The organism is Bythopirellula superficialaquae, assembly GCF_059632245.1.
The window spans coordinates 1297243-1317457 of the sequence record NZ_CP197426.1; the positions used below are offsets into that span (position 1 = coordinate 1297243).

The 20215-nt window shown below is 55.2% G+C and carries 10 protein-coding genes; 8 read left to right on the top strand and 2 right to left on the bottom strand.

Features of this window, described 5'->3' with window-relative positions:
* Positions 1–53 precede the first annotated feature (53 nt).
* The 4 genes from SH678x_RS05400 to SH678x_RS05415 all read left to right on the top strand — a co-directional run bounded on the left by SH678x_RS05400 (position 54) and on the right by SH678x_RS05415 (position 6574).
* Positions 54–1016 (top strand): class I SAM-dependent methyltransferase, encoded by a 963-nt coding sequence (locus SH678x_RS05400; RefSeq protein ID WP_496921863.1) that lies wholly within the window; start codon positions 54–56, stop codon positions 1014–1016.
* A 493-nt stretch (positions 1017–1509) separates the two neighbouring features.
* On the top strand, positions 1510–3762 hold the full coding sequence (locus SH678x_RS05405; protein WP_496921864.1) for an ATP-binding protein: 2253 nt from the start codon (positions 1510–1512) through the stop codon (positions 3760–3762).
* 26 nt (positions 3763–3788) lie between these two features.
* The gene (locus SH678x_RS05410) at positions 3789–4310 is read left to right on the top strand and encodes a hypothetical protein (RefSeq protein WP_496921865.1); all 522 of its coding nucleotides are present in this window, start codon (positions 3789–3791) and stop codon (positions 4308–4310) included.
* Positions 4311–4474: 164 nt separating this feature from the next.
* Entirely contained in the window at positions 4475–6574 is a 2100-nt protein-coding gene (locus SH678x_RS05415) for an AMP-binding protein (protein WP_496921866.1), read from the top strand.
* A gap of 12 nt (positions 6575–6586) precedes the next feature.
* On the opposite strand, the gene SH678x_RS05420 is transcribed toward SH678x_RS05415, so the two are convergent.
* Entirely contained in the window at positions 6587–8749 is a 2163-nt protein-coding gene (locus SH678x_RS05420) for a TolC family protein (protein ID WP_496921867.1), read from the bottom strand.
* A gap of 290 nt (positions 8750–9039) precedes the next feature.
* Between SH678x_RS05420 and SH678x_RS05425 the strand changes: the two genes are divergently transcribed.
* The 3 genes from SH678x_RS05425 to SH678x_RS05435 all read left to right on the top strand — a co-directional run bounded on the left by SH678x_RS05425 (position 9040) and on the right by SH678x_RS05435 (position 14084).
* Positions 9040–11037 carry an efflux RND transporter periplasmic adaptor subunit gene (locus SH678x_RS05425; RefSeq protein ID WP_496921868.1) on the top strand — a complete coding sequence of 666 codons (1998 nt, stop codon included), beginning with the start codon at positions 9040–9042 and terminating at the stop codon, positions 11035–11037.
* An 80-nt stretch (positions 11038–11117) separates the two neighbouring features.
* A complete protein-coding gene (locus tag SH678x_RS05430) occupies positions 11118–11897 on the top strand; it encodes an efflux RND transporter periplasmic adaptor subunit (protein ID WP_496921869.1) in 780 nt (259 codons plus the stop codon).
* A gap of 9 nt (positions 11898–11906) precedes the next feature.
* A complete protein-coding gene (locus SH678x_RS05435; RefSeq protein WP_496921870.1) occupies positions 11907–14084 on the top strand; it encodes a hypothetical protein in 2178 nt (725 codons plus the stop codon).
* Positions 14085–14089: 5 nt separating this feature from the next.
* Here SH678x_RS05435 and SH678x_RS05440 read toward each other — a convergent pair whose 3' ends face one another.
* Positions 14090–14965, bottom strand: a complete 876-nt coding sequence (locus SH678x_RS05440; RefSeq protein WP_496921871.1) for a hypothetical protein — start codon at positions 14963–14965, stop codon at positions 14090–14092.
* 367 nt (positions 14966–15332) lie between these two features.
* Here SH678x_RS05440 and SH678x_RS05445 point away from each other — a divergent pair, with 367 nt between their 5' ends.
* The gene (locus SH678x_RS05445) at positions 15333–20093 is read left to right on the top strand and encodes a hypothetical protein (protein ID WP_496921872.1); all 4761 of its coding nucleotides are present in this window, start codon (positions 15333–15335) and stop codon (positions 20091–20093) included.
* Positions 20094–20215: the final 122 nt, after the last annotated feature.

Consider the following 20215-nt stretch of genomic DNA (forward strand, 5'->3'; position numbering starts at 1 on the left):
CTATTCTTACGATGGCGGATGACCACAGATATTGCCGGCGAGATTGCCCTCACATGCTTACACTTCCCCTGGAATCAAGCGACCCCCTGGTCGAGACGCCGTCGCCCGGTCTTCCGGAAGTGATGCTGGCCGATGGGCATTGGCTACCGCTCGCGGGACTCAGCCCCTTGGAACTCGCCGAGTTGCAGTGGAAGCAAGAGCAACGCTTTGCGCGCGCGATTGCCCAGTTGCCTAAGAACAGCCGCGAACGTGCTTTGGTCACGGGGCAGGCTTACGACACGATCTGCACGATCCTCGCCGCACAACGCACGGACGACGAGCCGTTGGTGATGGGGCTCGACAAACGCTACGTGAAGTTGGTGCTCGAACTGCTCGAGCGCCAGACGAATCAAGGCGTCGAGCGTCCCCACCTGTTCGAGATTGGTTACGGGAGCGGGATGCTGCTGAAAGAAGTTAGCAATCATGGGTTCTCGGTCGCGGGGGTAGAAATTTCCAGCACCATGCGCGAACATGCCGTCGCGCTGTTGGGAGAACGCTACGCCGATCAACTTCTGTTTGGCGATCTCCGGCAAGTGAAGCGCGACTCGTTGGATGAGCGTCCCACGTTGATCTATTGGAACGACGTGTTCGAGCATATTTGCCCCGATGAGATCGCCGATTATCTGTCGCACATTTACAGCTTGCTGCAACTGGGCGGCATGCTCGTCACGATCACGCCGAACTGGTTGTTGCGGCCTTCGGACATCACACGAACATTTTGTCCGCTGCGCACCGAAGCCCGCGGCCTGCACTTCAAAGAATACCGGCTGTCAGAGACGGTCAAGCTGCTTAAGGAAACCGGGTTCCGCTCGGTGGCCACGCCACTGTGTGTGAGCAGGCAGCGCATCTACCTATGCGGCAAGGGACTGCGGTTGGGCAAACAATGGTGCGAACCACTGATTGATAAGCTGCCCGTCAAATTCGCGCATCTCTTATGCCGCGGCTTAGGGCTGTCGTACACGATCGCGACGAAGTAAGTGATACGGGTAGCCCCGACACTTCGTCCGCAAAGTGCGTCGTCTCTAGGAAAAACTCAGTCGGACATCTGTCGAGGTGCGCAGCACAAGAGGTATTCAAGCATCGCCTAAAACTTCTTGCCACCCGCCATTTCAAACTCCGCTAGTGGCCAAGAATCGTTGTGGCGAAGCACTCCTTCACGTGTCACAATACGCCTGCGCGGCGTTATGTATTTGGCTGGCGCTGGGCGCTAAATCACGAATCAACGCGAAAATATTTTGACCAAAACCCCAGGACTTTTGTCACCTGTGATTTCTGTATTCATCGATTATTGCAGAGCAAACTCGTTGGCACCGTTCCAAAACTCATGGGTTTTGTCACCAGAAATCGAAATTCGCCTGATTCGTTCCAAAACTCCAAAAGCCATACCACGAGTCGAGCCAGATAGACCATTATTTCAAATCGGACTAGAATCGCGGAGCAATTTTCCGGCAGGACGTTGGGCGACTACTCATGGCTGATTACGAGAAACTCGGTTCCTTTTATCTCGGTCGACCGTTCGATCTGGCCACGGGTCAGCTTGCGCAGGAGAAGGTGCTGTATGATGCCAACGATCTGACGACCCACGCGGTGTGCGTCGGCATGACCGGCAGCGGCAAGACCGGCTTGTGCATGTCGCTCTTGGAAGAAGCCGCGCTCGATGGCATTCCCGTGATCGCCGTCGATCCCAAGGGGGACTTAGGTAATCTGCTGCTCGCGTTCCCGCAGCTCAAGCCCAGTGACTTTGAGCCGTGGGTCGATTCTTCGGTGGCCCAGCAGCAGGGCATCACGAAAGAGGAATTGGCGGAGCAGACAGCCGCCCTGTGGAAGAAGGGGCTTGCCGACTGGGATGAAGACCAATCGCGAGTACAAAGGTACGCCGACGTTGATAAGGTGATCTACACGCCCGGCAGCACGGCGGGGATGCCGCTCACGGTGTTGAAAGGATTTCATGCCCCGCCGCAGGCCGTCATCGATGACGGTGACACCTACAACGATTTGCTGCAATCGACGACGCAGTGCGTGCTAGCCTTGGTAGGGATCGATGCGGATCCGGTGCAAAGCCGCGAAGCGATTCTCATTTCCAACATCCTTGATCACGCCTGGCGTGCGGGGCGCAGCCTCGATCTGTCGGTGCTCATCCATGACATTCAAAAGCCACCGTTTACCAAGGTGGGGATCGTCGACCTCGAGAATTTTCTTCCCGCCAAAGACCGCATGGCATTAGGGATGAAGATTAACAATCTGTTGGCTTCCCCCTCGTTTGCGAATTGGTTGCAAGGGGAGTCGCTGGATATCGAGTCGCTGCTGTACACCGCCGATAAGAAACCACGATTGTCGATTCTGTCGATTGCTCATTTGAACGACAACGAGCGGATGTTCTTCGTGACGATTCTGCTCAACGAAATATTGAGCTGGATGCGCTCGCAATCCGGCACGGGGAGCCTGCGAGCGATCCTCTACATGGACGAGGTGTTTGGCTATTTCCCGCCGTCATCCAATCCGCCGAGCAAGCGGCCGATGCTCACATTGCTCAAGCAAGCCCGTGCGTATGGATTGGGAGTTGTGCTCGCCACGCAAAATCCGGTCGATCTGGATTACAAAGGGCTCTCGAACGCGGGGACATGGTTTTTGGGGCGGTTACAAACCGAGCGCGACAAACTTCGTGTGCTCGACGGCCTAGAAGGCGCATCGGCCCAAACAGGCTCCAAGTTCAATCGCAGCGAGATGGACGCGATGCTGTCCGGGCTGCGGAGCCGCGTATTTCTAGTGAACAATGTGCATGATGACCAGCCGCAGGTGATGCACACCCGCTGGGTGATGTCGTATCTGCGGGGGCCACTCACGCGCGATCAGATTCGCCTGCTGATGAAGGATCGCAAGCCAAACGCGGCCGAGTCTCAAGCTGCTGAGAACAAGCCAGCGGAACGACCGACCGTGAGTCACGATCAAGCCCGGCCGATGCTGTCGGGCAATATCTCGGAAAAGTTCTGGCCGCTGAGCCGTGTGCCCGGTTTCGATGAAACGGTTCAGTATCAACCGGCACTGGTTGCTGAAATCCAACTTGCGTCATCACCGCAGGCCAAGTTTCTGGTGCGTCGCGAGATGAACAGCGAGCTTCCATCATCGATTTGGGACGATGCCCAGATTCTCACGCCACCGAATGATTGGGATAACGAGCCTTACACCAACAGCGGATTCCTTTCGCTCGTGGGGCCACTGACCCAGGACAAAAACTACAAGATCTGGCAACGCGATCTGAGCGAGTGGTTTGAAAAGCAATATCGCACCCTACGCGACCTGACGACGAAGCGTGATAAGCTAGAAGATTCGGTCCGCAAAGTTCAACTCGAAGTCGATGAGAATCGGTGGTGGTGGCTGGGGAGTCTGTGGCGAGCGCTTGAGGTGATTTTTGTTCGTTTGCTGGGTGGCAGCACACGCAAGCAAATCGTGACGCAGACCTCGACCAAACAAATGACTCGCGGCAGACGAAGATACTCCGAAGCAAAGGCCGAATTGGCTGAGCTCATAGAGAAACTCGCAGACTGTCAGAAGGAATTCGACGGCTTCAGAGTTGCGCTGGGTACTCGGCTTTCAGCTGATCATGAAGTTCGAGATTCCCTGCTCACGGCAATTGAAAAGAATCAGGTCGAAGTCAGCCGCGTGAACCTCGCTTGGCTGCCACGGCAAGTCGACGCCCAAGGTCAAACACAAGCACTGTATTAGGTCATAATTTTTGTCAGGAGTGAGGCATGTCGGAACGTGAACGTTGGATCATCTACCCTTTGCTGTTGTTCGCCTTAGGCGCGGCGGTCCGGGACAAGCTCATCGACCGCGTGGAAGCCAAAGAGATTCGCTGCGAACGGCTGCAAATCATCGATCAGCAGGATCCTGATAAATCTCTCGCCGAGCTTGGTTTCAAACGAGCCATCAACGGCGACCCCACGCGATTGGCCGACCGTGTGGGAGCTCTCATTCTGAAGGATAGCGACGGGAACGAAATCTGTGATATTTCGCACGACGTCATCGTAGGTAGGGTTATCGCGAGGCAGTTAGCGGTGATCGATGAAATGCGGCGGCCGCTCGTGGTGGCCCTAACGGAACCACTTCCGGTGATGACGCCAGGGCAGGGGGACGGGGCCGTCTCCTACCAAGGGGTCATTTACTTAAACAACCAACGGCTGGGGATTCGATTGGCTCCCCCGACGAATCAGCCCGCGACCAATCCGCCTCCCGCGAATCCGGCAGAAGCGTCTCCCGAGGCAAATCCCTAAGGAATACGGAGTGTTATCCATCCGAATGAGCGAAATTCGATCACGGAGCTTGCCCGTTCGTTCCGATTTTTGGGAACGATACGTGCAATTGTGTTCCCCAAAGCACGCCAACCGGCTAATCTATGGCAGCCTGTTGCCTGCAGGTCCCGTGAAGAAGCTTTCCCGTGTCGTCGATTGTAATGGATAACGAGCTGATACAGACCGGCCCGCGATTCGCCAGCTTGGCCGACATGGTCGAGCAGCAGGCGGTAAGTTATCCCGATTGCACGGCTTTTGTCTTTGAAGACGACACGGGACAGACCGAATCGTGGAGCTACCAAGAATTATCTGCGCGTTCACGAACCTTGGGGGGGTGGCTTGCCTCGCGGGTGAAGCCGGGTGATCGGGTGCTGCTGGTCTACCCCCCCGGTTTGGAGTTCATCGCGGCATTCATGGGATGTGTCTACGCGGGTGCGCTCCCCGTGCCGGCGACCTATCCTAAGCCCAAACGGCCCATGCCTCGGTTGGACTCGATTGTGGCCGATTGCCATCCGAGCTTAGTGCTGACACAGACTAGCGTGTTGGGCGGTCTTTGCCTTGATCAACAATCCCCGGCGATCAGCGCGCTTGCTTGGGAAGCGACCGACAATATCGCAACGCAACAAGGCTGTGCGTTTCAACCTGTGGTTCGCAACGCCGACGAACTGGCCTTTTTGCAATACACGTCGGGCTCAACTTCCGAACCGCGCGGTGTGATGGTGAGCCACGGCAATATCATGCACAATCTCGAAGCGATTCGAGTTGGCTTTGGCATTCGTTCGGATGAGCATGCCCAAGGGGTGTTTTGGCTGCCGGCTTATCACGACATGGGATTGATCGGCGGAATTCTGACGCCGTTGTATGTCGGTGCGACCAGCACGTTAATCGCGCCGACGACATTTCTGCGTCGACCGCAGCGTTGGTTGGAATTGATCTCCGCGACGAAGGCGACGATCAGCGGCGCGCCGAATTTTGCTTATGAACTGGCAGAACGGAAGACAAGTCCCGCCGACCGAAAGGCTTTGGATTTGAGTTCCTGGCGACTGGCGTTCTGTGGCGCGGAACCGATCAATTCTGAAACGCTCACGGAATTCGCCGATGCCTTCGCCGACGCGGGGTTTAAGCCGAGCGCATTCTTCCCTTGCTATGGATTGGCTGAGTCGACGCTGCTGGTGACGGGCGGGCAATCCGCCGCGGGGCCGCGTGTGCTGCAAGTCGATCGCCAGGCGATGCGTGACAATCGAATCGTGCAGTTGGCCGAGAAAAATGGACGCACACAAGCCCTCGTGAGTTGCGGCCCAGAATGTCTGGGGGTCGAAGTAGAAATTGTTGATCCCAAGACCCATGCCAGTTGTGGCAAAAATGAAGTTGGCGAGATCTGGGTTCGTGGCGAATCGATTGCTCGTGGTTATTGGAATAAAGAAGCCATCAATGCTGAAGTCTTTCGTGCGAAGCTCGCCACGAATGGTTCGAGCCACGACGAAGAGTATCTCCGCACGGGCGATTTAGGATTCTGTCACGATGGTGAGTTGTTCGTGACGGGGCGTTTGAAGGACGTCGTGATTGTGCGGGGGCGCAATCATTACCCACATGATCTGGAACGGACGGCGCAAGCAGCCCATGAGGCGGTTGATCTCGGAGGCGCTTTTTCCATCAATATTGATGGCCGCGAAGAGTTGGTGCTCGCTCATCAATTGCGCCGTGAAAGCCGGCATGCCGATCACAATCAAGTGCTCCAAGCCATCCGCACGGCCGTCGTTGAAGAGCATGAAATCGACCCTTACGCGATTGTGCTCATTCGCCCGGCCAGCTTGTCGATGACTTCTAGCGGCAAGGTGCAGCGGCATCGCATCCGCGAGCAGTACCTCAATGGAGAGTTGGCAGTACTTGCGGAATGGGTCAATCAGCAAGCAGAAGGCGACCACTGGGAAGTCTCGCCAACCCCAGCCGTACCCCCGATGTTTCTTGATCGCATCGGTCAGATGTCACCAGAGCACTTGCAGGCGGAGATGCTGGGCTGGCTGTTGACGTGGTTGACAGCACGCGCGAATTTGATGCCGGGAGCGATGCAGCCACAAACTCCGTTCTCTCAGCTGGGAATTGACTCGCTCACGGCTGTCGAAATCAGCTTAGAGCTGGATCAACTGCTGGGTTTGCAGTCGCCACCAATGGTGATCTGGAGTTACCCTACACCTGAGCGACTGGCCGATTATTTAGTTGGAGAATTGCAAACGGCCCAGGCCTAAATTATTTCTGGGTTATTGGCGCGAAAGCAATTGCTCCGATTGATATTGCACCGGTTCGATAAGCTCTTCGGACGTGTCTTCGAAGAGAAGCGTCACTTCGGATTCTGTTTTGGGTGCAATTGGAACGGCAGTCACATTCGGCTTCCAGGGTGGTTGAACGGCCTCCGAAACGTCTGGAATCATTTCGGTTGTTTCTCCATCAGCGGGCTCAGGAACTCCTGGATGCTCCGGTGCGGTGGCTGGCTCATGGATGACTTTGTCCAGTCGTTGTTCGTAAGGCCCGTAAGCCACGAGTGGGGCCTGCGACGAGGCATAGTTTAACTCGCGAGGACGACCACGGCGGTTTTCCCGAATCGTGGCATCTGTGTAGGCCGCCGCCGGCCAACCCCCTTCGCTCAAATACACGCCGTCGTAATCAAGCAATGTGCCTTTAGCAAAATGCACGTTCTTAACCGCGATGGCGTATTCTGAAAGCGAGCGGAAGTAGCGGCTTTCGGAATCCGCCAAGCGACGTTGGGCATCAAGCAGCAAATCCAGCGGAGCCTTGTCAGCTTCGAAGGCTGCGCGGATAGCTTCGAGTTGATTCCGCGCCGCATCAAGGCGGTTGTAAGTGGTTTGCGAGACAACATAGGCACGTTCCATTTCGGCAACCGCGGCGGAGACGCCGTGCAGCACTTGATGTTCCTGTTCACGAAGCAAGGCACGCGAACGGCTAAGCAGCAGCTCGGCGTTACGCACCCCAGCGGCCCCCCGGCGGTAGCCAAGTGGTACGGTCAACTCCAAGCCAATCTGCCATTCTTGGAAACGGCCGCTGGCGAGATTCTTGTAGGCGTTGTCAAACTCGCCGCCAGCACTGTAATCCGGATTCAACAAGTCGTGACCAAAGCCGCGCCAACGGTAGCGACCCACCGTGTCGAACTGTGGCAACAAATGATTTTTGCTGGCGATCCATTCGAGTTCGTAGCGCCGCGTTTGGAATCGTTGGCGGCGTAACTCAGGACGTCGAATCACGGCTTCTCGAGTTGTAGCCGTCCAATCGAATTGCACGGGAGCGGTCAATGGTTCGTCGGAGGGGCGCAGCAGCCGGCCATCGCTAGGTGGTAAGCCCATCAACATGCGCAAACGCCGTTCCGCGACTTGCACGCCGCCGTTACCACGGAACGTACCACCTGGGCTACCGTTCTCGGTGCGCGTGCCATCCACCAGATAGCCGCTCAATGCGTTTTGCACTTCTTCCTGGAAACGGAAGAACTGTTCGCGAGCTTGGGCTTCTTTTTCGGCCTCGCCACCTCGGCGGCCCGATTCGTACAGGGCGTGAATCCGTCGCCAGGTTTCGAGCGAGGCATCCCGTGCTGCAATTTTCGCGTCGAGGTCACGATAGGCGAAATAGAGATCCCAGTAGGCATTTTCGATATTGCTAACTAAGTCGCGAACAGAAATCTCGAAGTCGGTGAGTTCGATGTCGGTGTTGGCACGAGCGATCAACACGCCGTTGTAGACGCCGGGCACATTCGTCGGACCGGCGATGCGGTTGTACTCCATGCCGTAACCTTGCAGCAACGGCTGACGAAATTCAGTTTCGATATTCGTATTCCAGGCACTCGGAAAGAGATTGCTAGGAGCATTGTTGCCGTCATAGTCGGTAAAGTGCCGGACGGCCAACTGTGTACCAGCCACGGAGGTCTTAGTAATTTGCGACTGCATCACAAAGGCGTCTTGATACAAGATGCGTGTGCCGCCGCCAAAGAATTCGTTGTTGAGTGCGCGATTGTTTTTCTCGCCGTAAGCACTGGACGAAAATTGAGCGTCAAATGCGCTCAAGGCGGCGTCGACACCGAATCGTGGATCCGTTTCGACGATAGCCGTGTCCCAATAAGTTTGCACGGTAGCCGGTGACCTTAGAACGGTGCCCCCCAGGTCGCGCAACACTTGAGATTGCGAGAGTGTCATTTGGACGACTGTCTCAAGATTCACGTCCCAGTATTCGGGCGGTTGCTCGTTGGTGACTGACAATGGGGCCAGTGGGGCCCAATCCTCGGAGGCGCTGCAAGGCGAGACCACGGGGTAGTCAACCTCGGTGGCAATCGTGTGGTAGCAGTCTTCGGGGATCGCCGCCTTGAAGGTTTTGTCGCCGCCCGAACGACAGCCGGGGAGCGCTACCATGAGGTAGAGCACTATCACAGCCCATCGTGTGCGAGAAGAGGATGCCATACCACCGAAGGCCTATTTCGAGGCCGCCGAGTCAGTCGCGGGTTACGGTCAGGGAGTCCACGCTCCCAAAGAAGCTAGGGTCTCTGCTTGGTTTTCGGCCTGCCAAAACCGGCATAACTATGATTTCCGTTACCAGCGGTAAAAGTTACGCAGCTTGCCAAGCCGTTATGCCAGCAATGCTAAGGTCAAGAATCTTGCTGGCAGCCAAACCCGGAAGCAGTCAATTCATACGGCGTGGATATACTGAAAAAGTGATGAGCACACTCGAACCAGATACATTCGCGGCAAGTTGGCAAGAAGTGGAGGAATTGATCACCAATCTCCATGAGTTGGCTTGCGCGCCGATTGAGCCAACTGAATTCTTCCGTCGGCTGCTGGATAGTTGCATCACGACGCTAGCAGCCGAGGGGGGGGCGGTTTGGCTGCCGGACTCACACGGCAAGTGGCAACCGATAGCGGCAGTCAATTTTGAATCGCTTGTACCGTCTGACGAGTCGAGTCGCGTTGCTCATCATTATCTGCTGCAGCAGGCAGCCGTGTTTGCACAACCGCGTGTGTTGTTACCGGGAGCAGATAACCCAACTCATACTGCGATTTTGATCGGAGCGGCTCGCGACAAACAGACGGTTCGCCCGCAAGTCATCCTTGAATTATTCCTGCGAACTGGCGGTAGCCCGGCCACTCAACGCGGTTGGGTGGAATTTTTGTCGGCGGTCATTCATGCCGTCGACCAATATCACCTGCATCATGAACTACGAACGCTGCGTAGCGAGCAATCAGATCACGATGCGGTGCTTACATTTTTGCGCCGATTGCATCGCGGCAAGAGCCTTACGGAAGTTGCCTATGAACTGGCCAATGAAGGAAGTCGCTTTTTAGGTGCGGATCGTTTGAGCGTTCTCGCGCGAGACGGCCAAACATGGGCAATGTTGGCAGCCAGCGGTACGGAACGTTTGGAACAACGCTCTGACGCCGTGAAAGATTTGCAAAATCTCGCCGCCGCGACGGACCACTGGGGTGAGCCCCTTGATTACTCAGAACGGATCGAACTCGCCGAGCTTCCAACTCCATTAGCCAGCGCACTCGAACAACATATCGATCATTCCCATGCTCGGCAGCTTGTGGCTGTGCCGCTTGAGTTTCAGCCTGATGAAGACAGCGATCACAAATCACAACACGCTGCTGTGGTCTTGATTGCTGAGGCGTTTGGTTCAGAGGGAACACTATCGCGACAGAAAGTTGTCGAGCTTGCCCATTTGTGTGAGCCGGCTCTACAGCAAGCCATGGAGTGGAATCGTTGGCCAGTTCGCACGGTGGCTGATTGGACCAACCGTTGGACGCGATTGTGGGAAAGTTGGGGATTGAGTCGGATGGCTGTGGCGGGTGGAGTGATCGCCGCCGTGGTTTTGGCTTTGATTTTTATCCCAACCGATTTCGAAATCGAAGCGCCAGCCACTTTGATGCCACGCACCGTTCAAGATGTTTTTGCCACGACCAATGGAACGGTCCGTGACATCAAGGTCCACCATGGCGACCAAGTCAAATTGGGGACTGTTCTGGCCGTCTTGGACGATCCAGAATTAGATTTAGAAACCGAGCGAGTCCGCGGCGAGTTGGCAACCGTACGCAAGCGATTGGAAGCTATCGCCGTCAGTCGAACGGATCGCCAAAGTCGCGAAGAATTAAAGCCTGACCGTTTACCGCTTTCCGCGGAAGCCAAACAGTTGGAACTTCGCGAAGCGAGTTTACTCACACAGATGGAAATCTTGACCAAGCGCCGCGAGGCACTGACCTTACGCAGTCCGATTGCAGGAACCGTTCTGACCCTCGATGTACAGAACCTTTTACAGACTCGCCCCGTGGAACGTGGGCAAGTGTTGTTTACGATTGCCGACACGAACTCGGGATGGAATTTGGACGCGGACGTTGCTCAAGATCGAATTGGTCATATCATCGCAGCGGAACGTCAAACGGAAGTGCCACTGACGGCACGTTTTCGCTTGGCTGGAGATTTGGATCACACCTTCCATGGCCAGGTGAACACCATTACCGAAACGGCGGTGCTTGATCCCACCAAGCTCACCGAGGAACTGCCCGACGTGCGTGTGGAAATTAAAGTCGATGAACAATCGTTACCGGCTGCCCGTCCGCAAATGGCGGCGATCGTTCGGATCAATTGTGGTCGCCGTTCGCTTGGTTACGTGTGGCTGCACGACGTTTGGGACACAATACATTCCTGGTTGGCATTTTGATGAAGCAATTGCTGCGAATTTATTGGGCTGTTTTGATTTGCATTTGCTCGGTAACAAATGCACTTTGTGCTGAACCCTTGGTGATTGATTCGGTAGTGTTGAGTCCCTTTCAGGCCGCGGAAGTTCCCGCGCAACAAGTGGGTATGTTGCGCGAGATTCTGGTAGATGAAGGGGCCGTCGTGGAAGTGGGGCAAGTATTAGCAAAGCTTGATACCCGCCAGGCGGAACTTGATGTCGCGAAAGCGGAGATCGAAGCGGCCCAAGCAGCCGCGAAGGCGGGCAATCTCACAAAAGTTAAGTACGCGGAGAAGTCACTGGAAGTCGCGGAAGCAGAACTGAAAAGATCACAAGAATCGATCGCTCAATTCGCCAAGAGCATTTCGCAGTCGCAGATCGATGTCGAGCGGCTGACGGTGGAAAAACTGAACTTAGAGAAAAAACAAGCGGAACATGAACTCGATTTGGATCGTTTTGCCTTGCGAATGAAGGAACAGGAGTTGGTCGCGGCGGAACTGAAGCTTGAGCAACATGGCGTGCAGGCGCCCTTCGCGGGAACCGTGGTGCTCGTACATGGCCGAATCGGCGAATGGCTGGAAATCGGCGCGCCGGTTTTGCGATTGGTTGCCGTCGAAAGTTTGCGTGCCGAAGGATTTCTTGCAGCAGAAGATGCTGTAGGAGATATGGTGGGACGTGATGTGGTCTTTCACAGCGAAACGGGAAAAATCGTCAAAGGCAAACTCCGTTTCGTCAGCCCCGAGATGGACGCCGTCACACGACAAGTCCGAGTCTGGGCGGAGTTGGAAAATCCGGATGGCGAGTTTCGCTCAGGCCAACAAGGTTCTTTGGAAATTGCGCGTTAGCAATCTGAGATGGCTGCCAACCTCGATTATTTGCTGTCGACCGTAGAACGCCCGCTGATGCTCCGTGCGCGGAGCGATATCCAGCAAGTGGCCTTTCCCGTGGCCGGGCAGCCAAGTTATGTGCTCAAAGACCCACTGACGCTGGAGCATTTTCAACTGACTCCTGCCGAGCACTTCTTGTTTGAACAGTTGGCGCAATCAACGACGTTGACTGCGTTGAAGCACAAATTCGAAGAGCGGTTTGCTCCCCGCACGATTACATTTGTTGCATTGCAAGAAGGAATCAACCAACTGTTTGAGCAAGGGCTGTTGGTGAGCCTAGCCGCTGGGCAAGGCAAAGAACTTTTAAGTCGCGCAGCCAAGAAGCGCAGCAGCGAGCGCTGGCAGAGTGTGTTGCGGGCGCTGTCGTTTCGGTTTGCGAGTTGGGATGCCACGGCGATTGTCGATCGCGTGTATTCCAAAATACGTTGGGTTTTTTCGCCACTGGCGTTGTGTGGTTCGCTGGTTCTAATTGTGTATGCGATTTGGTTGTTGATCGGAAATTTTGCCGAGGTCGTCGCCAAATTTCCGAGCATTCATGAGCTCTGGCAACCCCGTTACTTGGTTTTGTGGCTCGTGACGGTCGTCGGCGTAAAAGTTTTGCATGAATTCGGCCACGCGCTGACGTGCCGACATTTTGGCGGCCGTTGCCACGAAATGGGCGTCATGTTGCTCGTCTTCTTTCCTGCGCTGTATTGCGATGTGTCTGACGTTTGGCGGCTACCGAGCAAGTGGCAACGCATGGCCGTCACTGCTGGGGGAATGGCCGTGGAACTTTGCCTCGCGGCGCTGGCGTTCATTAGTTGGTGGTATACGTCGCCGGGGCTGTTAAACACGTGGTGTCTGGGTCTCGCAGTGATCTGTTCAATTAACACGCTGGCGGTGAATGCGAACCCGCTGCTGCGATTCGATGGTTATTATTTGCTTGCTGATTGGTTAGAGATTCCCAATTTAGGGGGACGAGCCCAAGGATTATGGTGTGATCGATTACGCCGCTGGCTGCTGAATGAGCCCAAATCTGCTGACCCTTTGTTGAGCCAAAAGCAGCAACAACGTCTCGCGATCTACTGTGTTGCATCGCGCATTTATTCATTGGTTGTGTTACTGGCCATTTACGCCATGTTGTTTGCGTTGGCACGACCCTACCATCTCGAAAACATTGTTTTGATGCTGGCGCTGCTGACGGCGATAGGTCTCGTGATGCCATTCGTGCAACAGGCTTGGCAAGTGCTTCGCAATCCGGCCAATCGTGCGCGGATCCAGCGGCCCAGACTCGCAATGTTATTGATCGCGTTGAGCATGTTCGGCAGTGCGATTTTGTTTTGGCCGGTGAAGCATAATGTGCGTGGCACAGCGGTGTTGATTCCGGCGGACGGCAAAGCGGTCTATGCAACCACCGGTGGGGAGTTGGTTTACGCTGTGCCCCCTGGAACCCGGGTACGGGCTGGTGACGTGATTGCCGAATTGTGCGACCCGCAACTTCAGCTTGCCGTCGCGAAGCATGGTGGTGAGTTTGAAGTGAAACAAGCTCATTTTAATCAAGTTAATACTTTGCGAGCTCTTGATAGCCGGATGTCATTGCAACTTCCCACGGCTCAAGCTGACCTCGCCGATGCGAAGGCACAACTGGCACAGTACGAGCACCGTGAAGATGAATTAATCTTGCGGTCACCGGTTGATGGCATTGTGATCGCTCCGCCAGCCATGGAATTGACGGAATCTGAAGATCGTCTCCCCACCTGGTCGGGTTCGCCGCTCGAAAGTAGAAATCTCGGAGGGTGGATCGAGCCTGGAACCGTACTCTGTACAGTTGGCGATTCGCGGCGACTTAACGCACTCGTTGCCATTGATGAGCGAGATGTGGGCGATATCCAATCGGGCGAGCCGGTCAAAATTCTCATCGATTCCGCACCGGTGCAAATTGTTACTGGCAAAGTGAAGCAGGTAGCTAGCCGAGCTCTGGAACCGAGTGACGATACACAAGCCAGTAATAAAGACCGCATGCACGTGGTCGAAGTAGAACTCGACCGATCACAAGTCAGCGCGATTGTCGGCTCAGCAGGAACTGCCAAGATCGAAGCCAGTCGCAGCACTTTGGCAAGTTTGGCTGTTAACTTTGTGAAGCGACGACTTAAGATGCCGTGGTGATTCGGCTAGGGCAGGATCGCAATCATACCGGCGATCACACCCACTTCCACCGCTGCTGCTGCAATGTCGAGCGGCAAATGATTCCAACGCCGTGGCACGCTGTTGCCGGGGCGGTAAAGTCCCAATGTATAGATGCAATCGTGTGGGCGGTCGACGATCATCTTGTACGGCAGTGCAGGGATGGTCAGGAAGAAGCGTCCCGCGGAAATGAAAGGTTGCAATGCACGGCAGGGGGTATAGCCATACCGTTCGGCATTGGTTTCTTCAAAGTAGAGGGGCGCGTGGCACAGGCAACTAGCTGCCCAATGAAAATCGTATTGTGACCAACCATATTCCAAGCGTTTGTCATTCACAGTGCCCATGTTGGTCGCACAAGCCATGGCCATGTTTTCGGGGAGCGACCCATCTGGCAGAGCAATATTGATGCTCAAGGAAGAGAGTGGCCGTGCCACGTAGCAGGGAACCGGTTGGACCGTGCCAGGAGCGATTCCTTCGCCGGCATAGATTTCTTCGTTGAGTTGGGGATCGCTTTCGTATTCGGCCTCGGGCAGGATTTCGGCATCCTTCACCTGCGGCGGTTCGACGGGCAGAACGACCTGAGTCTGTCGAACGGGATTGGCCACGATGGTCATTTTCGGCGTGGTCACGATCAAAATGTCGCGAGGAGTCCCCGTTTCGTTGGTGAGCCGTGGCTGCAGCCGGCTGGGGGGGCCAACGAAACGTGTGGGGGACTCTTCGACAGGGGCCGACGGTTTGGCAGTAGCGACCGACATTGCACCACAGGTCAGCGACAATAGAATTGCCACTAGTGATTTGACCAAGTGATGGCGGGTCGTTGCCAAGCGAACGGAGCAGCGCGGGTGGTGGGTTGCGGGGAACATGATTGCATCCCGTCGCGTCGGCCTTAGGGGTTCGCAAGCGACACCGTGTCGTTTGCCGAAGAAGTTTTCGACGCGGCACAATCGGTTTCTCAAGCAGAACCGGCTCGCACGTTACGACCGTTACTAGTCGGAAATCCGGCAAAGTTTACCCATTTTAGAACTGTCGGTCGGCAAATTCCGCTCGGCAAACGTCGAGGTGGGGCCGCTAAATATTTGACAAAATTGCTGCTTTCTCGGGATAATGAACACATCGTGCCGCCGGAACAGCGCCTGTAGGACGGCAGTCGCCAAACTTCCTAGCTTCCTTAAGCGATAGCATTGTTCGCTCCTGGGAAGCAGCCTCTTTTAGACAGATTGCCGAATCGCCATGGGATTGTTTGCGCTACTGGCTCGCGTTTTCCCTTCGTTCGCTCGCAAAGATGCTCCACAATTCGCGGCGGCCCCCTTGGCTCCGCGGCGGTTGGAACGCCGCCGAGTGTTCGACGGAGCGGCTGCTGGAGTTGTCATGGAGGCTCTTCCTACCCCAGAGCCCTATGTGCAAACTAGCGAGCCGTTAGTTGTCACGCAAGAGTCAACTCAGCAACCACTCGTGGCTGCCGCCGCGTCCTCTCTGCAGGCGACGATACGCTTGCGGAGCGCGGAGCTGTTCGAAGATCAATCCGTGTTGGCGACGATTGAGATCGTCGACAGCCCGCCGATGGCGCATCAAATTACGATCGACTGGGGGGATGGTTCTCTACAAGTTATCAATGTTGGTCCCTCGGTGCGGGAAGCACTGGCTGTTCATCGGTATCTTGACGACAACCCCACGGGCACGGCAAGCGACGTTTACACCGTGACGGCCACGGTCACGAATCCGCTGGGCGGCTCCGCGACCTCATCGGCCACGATCTTGGTGAAGAATGTCGCGCCCAAGATTGATAGTCTGACGATCACGCCCTCGATCAACGAAAGCGACAACGTCGTTCTCAGTGGAACCTATAGCGATCCCGGCACACTGGATACGCATTCGCTGGATATCGATTGGGATGGTGACGGCACTTACGACCAAACGGTCGCCGTTTCGGGGGGAGCGTTCTCCGTTTCGCAACAAGTGCTCGATGATAATCCGACGGGCACTGCCAGCGATGTTGTCAACGTGAATGTTCGCCTGCGGGATGACGACGGCGGTTCGGCGACTCGGTCCACCAGCTTTGTCGTCAACAATCTGAATCCCCAGATTCTTAGCGTGACCGTCACTTCTCCGATTACCGAAAATGGTTTTGCTACGTTGACGGGCACCTACAATGATACCGGCACACAAGATACGCACGAACTCGACATCGATTGGGATGGCGACGGTAATTTTGATGAAACCGTGACCGTTTCCGGCGGCAGTTTTTCCGTTAGCAAGCAATACCTCGACGATCCCGCGGGGTCGAACGACGATATCACGATCAATGTCCGTTTGCGGGATGATGACGGGGGTTCGGCCCTTGCGGCGACGACCGTGACTGTGGAGAACGCTGATCCAGTTGTTTTGCTCAACCCGCTGTTGGCGATTGATGAAAACGGCACGGCTGTTTTGTCGGGAACTTATAGTGATGCCGGGACCCAAGATACCCACGAGCTCGATATCGACTGGGACGGTGACAATATCTTTGACCAGACGGTCGTCGTCACGGGGGGAGCATTTACGGTCACACGTCAGTTTTTGGATGACAATCCCACCGGGACGCCGAGCGATACGTTCAACGTTAATGTGCGCTTGCGGGATGATGACGGCGGGATGGATGTGAAATCTACCGTTCTGACGGTGAAGAATGTTCCCCCAAGCATCGATAGCCTGACGATCACGCCATCGATTAGCGAGAACGATACGGTCACCCTGACTGGAACCTACAGCGACCAGGGCACTCTCGATACGCACGAGCTTGATATCGATTGGGACGGCGATGGCACCTACGACCAAACAGTTGCGGTGACCGGCGGTACATTTTCAGTGACGCGCCAAGTGCTTGACGATAATCCCACAGGGACGACTAGCGATGTTGTGAACGTAAATGTTCGGTTGCGAGACGACGATGGCGGCTCAGCTACGGAATCAACGAGCTATGTTGTCAACAATTTGAATCCTCAGATTCTTAGCGTGACCGTCACTTCGCCGATTACCGAAAACAGTTTTGCTACTTTGACAGGCACCTACAATGATACCGGCACACAAGATACTCACGAACTCGACATCGATTGGGACGGCGATGGCAATTACGACGAGATAGTGACTGTTTCCGGCGGCAGCTTTTCGGTTAGCAAGCAATACCTCGATGATCCCGCGGGGTCGAACGACGATATCACGATCAATGTCCGTTTGCGGGATGATGACGGCGGTTTGGCCCTTGCCGCAACGACGGTGACCGTGGAGAACGCTGATCCAGTTGTTGTGCTCAACCCGCTGTTGGCGATTGATGAAAACGGCACGGCCGTTTTATCTGGAACGTACAGCGATATCGGCACGCAAGATACGCACGAGCTCGATATTGACTGGGACGGCGACAACATTTTTGACCAGACGGTTGTCGTCACGGGGGGCGCCTTCACGGTGACTCGTCAGTTTTTGGACGACAATCCCACCGGGACATCCAGTGATACGTTCAATGTCAATGTTCGCTTGCGGGATGATGACGGCGGAGTAGCGACGGATTCCAAGCCGCTGACGGTTAACAATAGCAATCCCAGTGTCGTTCTGGTTCCTCCTGCGGCGATCGTAGAAAACCAATTTGCCACCTTGCAGGGAACGATTACCGATGTTGGCACGCTCGATACGTTTACGCTCACAATCAATTGGGGCGATCCTGCAAGTCCCAACAATGTGCAGACGTTTGATTTGGGAACCACGCCACTGTCCGAGGCCGCCGATGGCATCAATTGGGATCCGGTGACGCGGACGTTTTCGCTCACTCATCAATATTTGGATGATAACCCTTCGGGAACACCCGACGACCTATACACAATCAACGTGACAGCCACCGACGATGATTTGGGCGTCGGAACGGCTCAGACAACAGTGTTGGTGAAGAATGTTGGGTTCATTGTTGTTTTACAACCTGTAAGCCCCATTGATGAGAATGGTTTTGCTGAGCTTCAAGGAACCATCAACGATCCCGGCACGAGGGACACGTTTGAGCTGGAGATCAATTGGGGCGATCCCGCGAGTCCGGACAATATTCAGACCTTCAATTTAGGAGATACTCCACTCACCCAGGTCGCCGATGGCATTGACTGGGATCCCGTAACGCGAACTTTCACGGTGAGCCGGCAATACTTGGATGACAATCCGACGGCGACCGGTAGCGATACCTATGCGATCATCATCAAGCTGACCGGCGATGACTTGAGCACCGACACGGAAACGACTTCCGTTTTGGTGAGAAACATTGCTCCTCAGCTGACTTTTCAACCTGTGACGCCGATTGATGAGAATGGCACGGCCGTGTTGGAGGGGCACGTGAGCGACCCCGGTACGCTTGATACGTTTACGATTGTCATTGACTGGCAAGACCCGCTCAGCCCCAACAACAATCAATCGTTTACCTTGGGGAACACCGTTTTGACCGAAGCCGTGGATGGCATCAATTGGGATCCGACAACGCGGGTATTTTCGTTGTCGCACCAGTATCTCGACGATAATCCCACTGGCTCGGATGGCGATTCCTATCCCGTGACCGTGGCGATTACGGATGACGACACCGGTTCTGGTTTGGGGATTGCTCCCATCGAAGTCAGAAACGTTGACCCGGTTGTGTTGCTCGATCCCGTCGCACAGATCGACGAAGGGGGCGTGGCCACACTCACGGGGAGCTTTACCGACATGGGGCTCCTCGACACTCATGATGTCTACATCGATTGGGGCGATGGCACATCGACGGTACTCACAAACGTCGGCGCCAACGGCGCGGGCAGCTTTACGGCGACTCATACCTATGCCGACAACGATACCGATTCGGTGATCGATTCGCTCAAACCAAAAGACAATCTTTACACGATTACTGTGAAAGTTGTTGATGACGACCATGGATTTCACGCGCCAACTACGCTTGTGAAAGTCTTGAACGTCGTCCCTTCGCTCGATCCAGTAATTGCAACTGACGTCACTCCTCAAGGCTTCACGACGTTAACACTATCGTTTCAAGATCCGGGCGCTGATTCGTTTCAAATTATGGTCGATTGGGGCGATAAGCTCCATCTGCCGCCGCAAGATCGGTATGTCCTGGAGCGAGTGTATGCTGGACCAACGCCCAATACTTTTGTTTTAACTCATCAGTACGCGGGACCGCCCAATCCCTCCAATCCATCTGCGGATATTGTGATTTCGGTGGTGATCCATGACGATGACTTCAATGTAGCTGGTGTGGTCGACAACGGCCCGAGTAATGTGGAGAGCATCGCGATCTCTAATCCCGGTATTGGTGGCGAGCCCTTCCGCATTGACACAACACCACAAGTGCCGCAGCTGACATTTCCGCCGCGTATTGATCCCGAAGTTCCGCTCGACAATTCGACGACGAATCTCGCCACGCAGCAGAATATCGAATTGCGATCAGCGTCAGGGGAAACCCAAGCCACAGCTGATCGATATATTGAACTACGCGTGATTGATGCCGAGGGCAATGAAGGCCCTGGCTATCGTCTGAGGCCTGAAGTATTGCAGGATCTGCCCGGATTGTTCCGAAAACTGCCCGACAATCACTACGCTGTGTATGTCGTGAACATGGAAACAAACACGCGGCGGCTGGTGATCGAGGTTTACGTGCGGAACGGCAAGCTGATCGATCCGGGCGACGACTCCGAAGGAACTCGGGATCGGCCCCCCACCGACGAGCAAATGATCCAACCCCCCGCGGCCGAGCCAAGCGACTCCACGGATGCAGGTCCGCAAGCGGCGATTCCAAATTTTGAAACAGACGGATCTCGCCAATTGCCTGCCTGGCCGCGGAATGCTGCCCGCTGGTCGGCCATCGCGGTGGGACTGGCCGCGAGTGCCTCGTCGCAAACCTGGGTCAATCGAGTCGATCAGGCCATGGCCCAGGCGACGGCCCAGCAATGGCGAAAACTGCAGGGTCACAACCCTCCTAAGCCGAAAAACCAGTAATTTTCTGCAGGCGGTTTCTGGGCCAAATACAATCAAGGATGGTGTGGCGGTCCACATCGATTCTGGATTGTTTGATGTTTGCAGATATTCCCAGCGGCAGTGTGTCGCTTGCCGAGATCCTC

What these genes read in the sequence shown, in the direction of transcription:
- SH678x_RS05400 (WP_496921863.1), top strand. Translation starts at nt 54, where the DNA reads ATGCTTACACTTCCCCTGGAATCAAGCGACCCCCTGGTCGAGACGCCG.
- SH678x_RS05405 (WP_496921864.1), top strand. Translation starts at nt 1,510, where the DNA reads ATGGCTGATTACGAGAAACTCGGTTCCTTTTATCTCGGTCGACCGTTC.
- SH678x_RS05410 (WP_496921865.1), top strand. Translation starts at nt 3,789, where the DNA reads ATGTCGGAACGTGAACGTTGGATCATCTACCCTTTGCTGTTGTTCGCC.
- SH678x_RS05425 (WP_496921868.1), top strand. Translation starts at nt 9,040, where the DNA reads ATGAGCACACTCGAACCAGATACATTCGCGGCAAGTTGGCAAGAAGTG.
- SH678x_RS05435 (WP_496921870.1), top strand. Translation starts at nt 11,907, where the DNA reads ATGGCTGCCAACCTCGATTATTTGCTGTCGACCGTAGAACGCCCGCTG.
- SH678x_RS05440 (WP_496921871.1), bottom strand. Translation starts at nt 14,965, where the DNA reads ATGTTCCCCGCAACCCACCACCCGCGCTGCTCCGTTCGCTTGGCAACG.
- SH678x_RS05445 (WP_496921872.1), top strand. Translation starts at nt 15,333, where the DNA reads ATGGGATTGTTTGCGCTACTGGCTCGCGTTTTCCCTTCGTTCGCTCGC.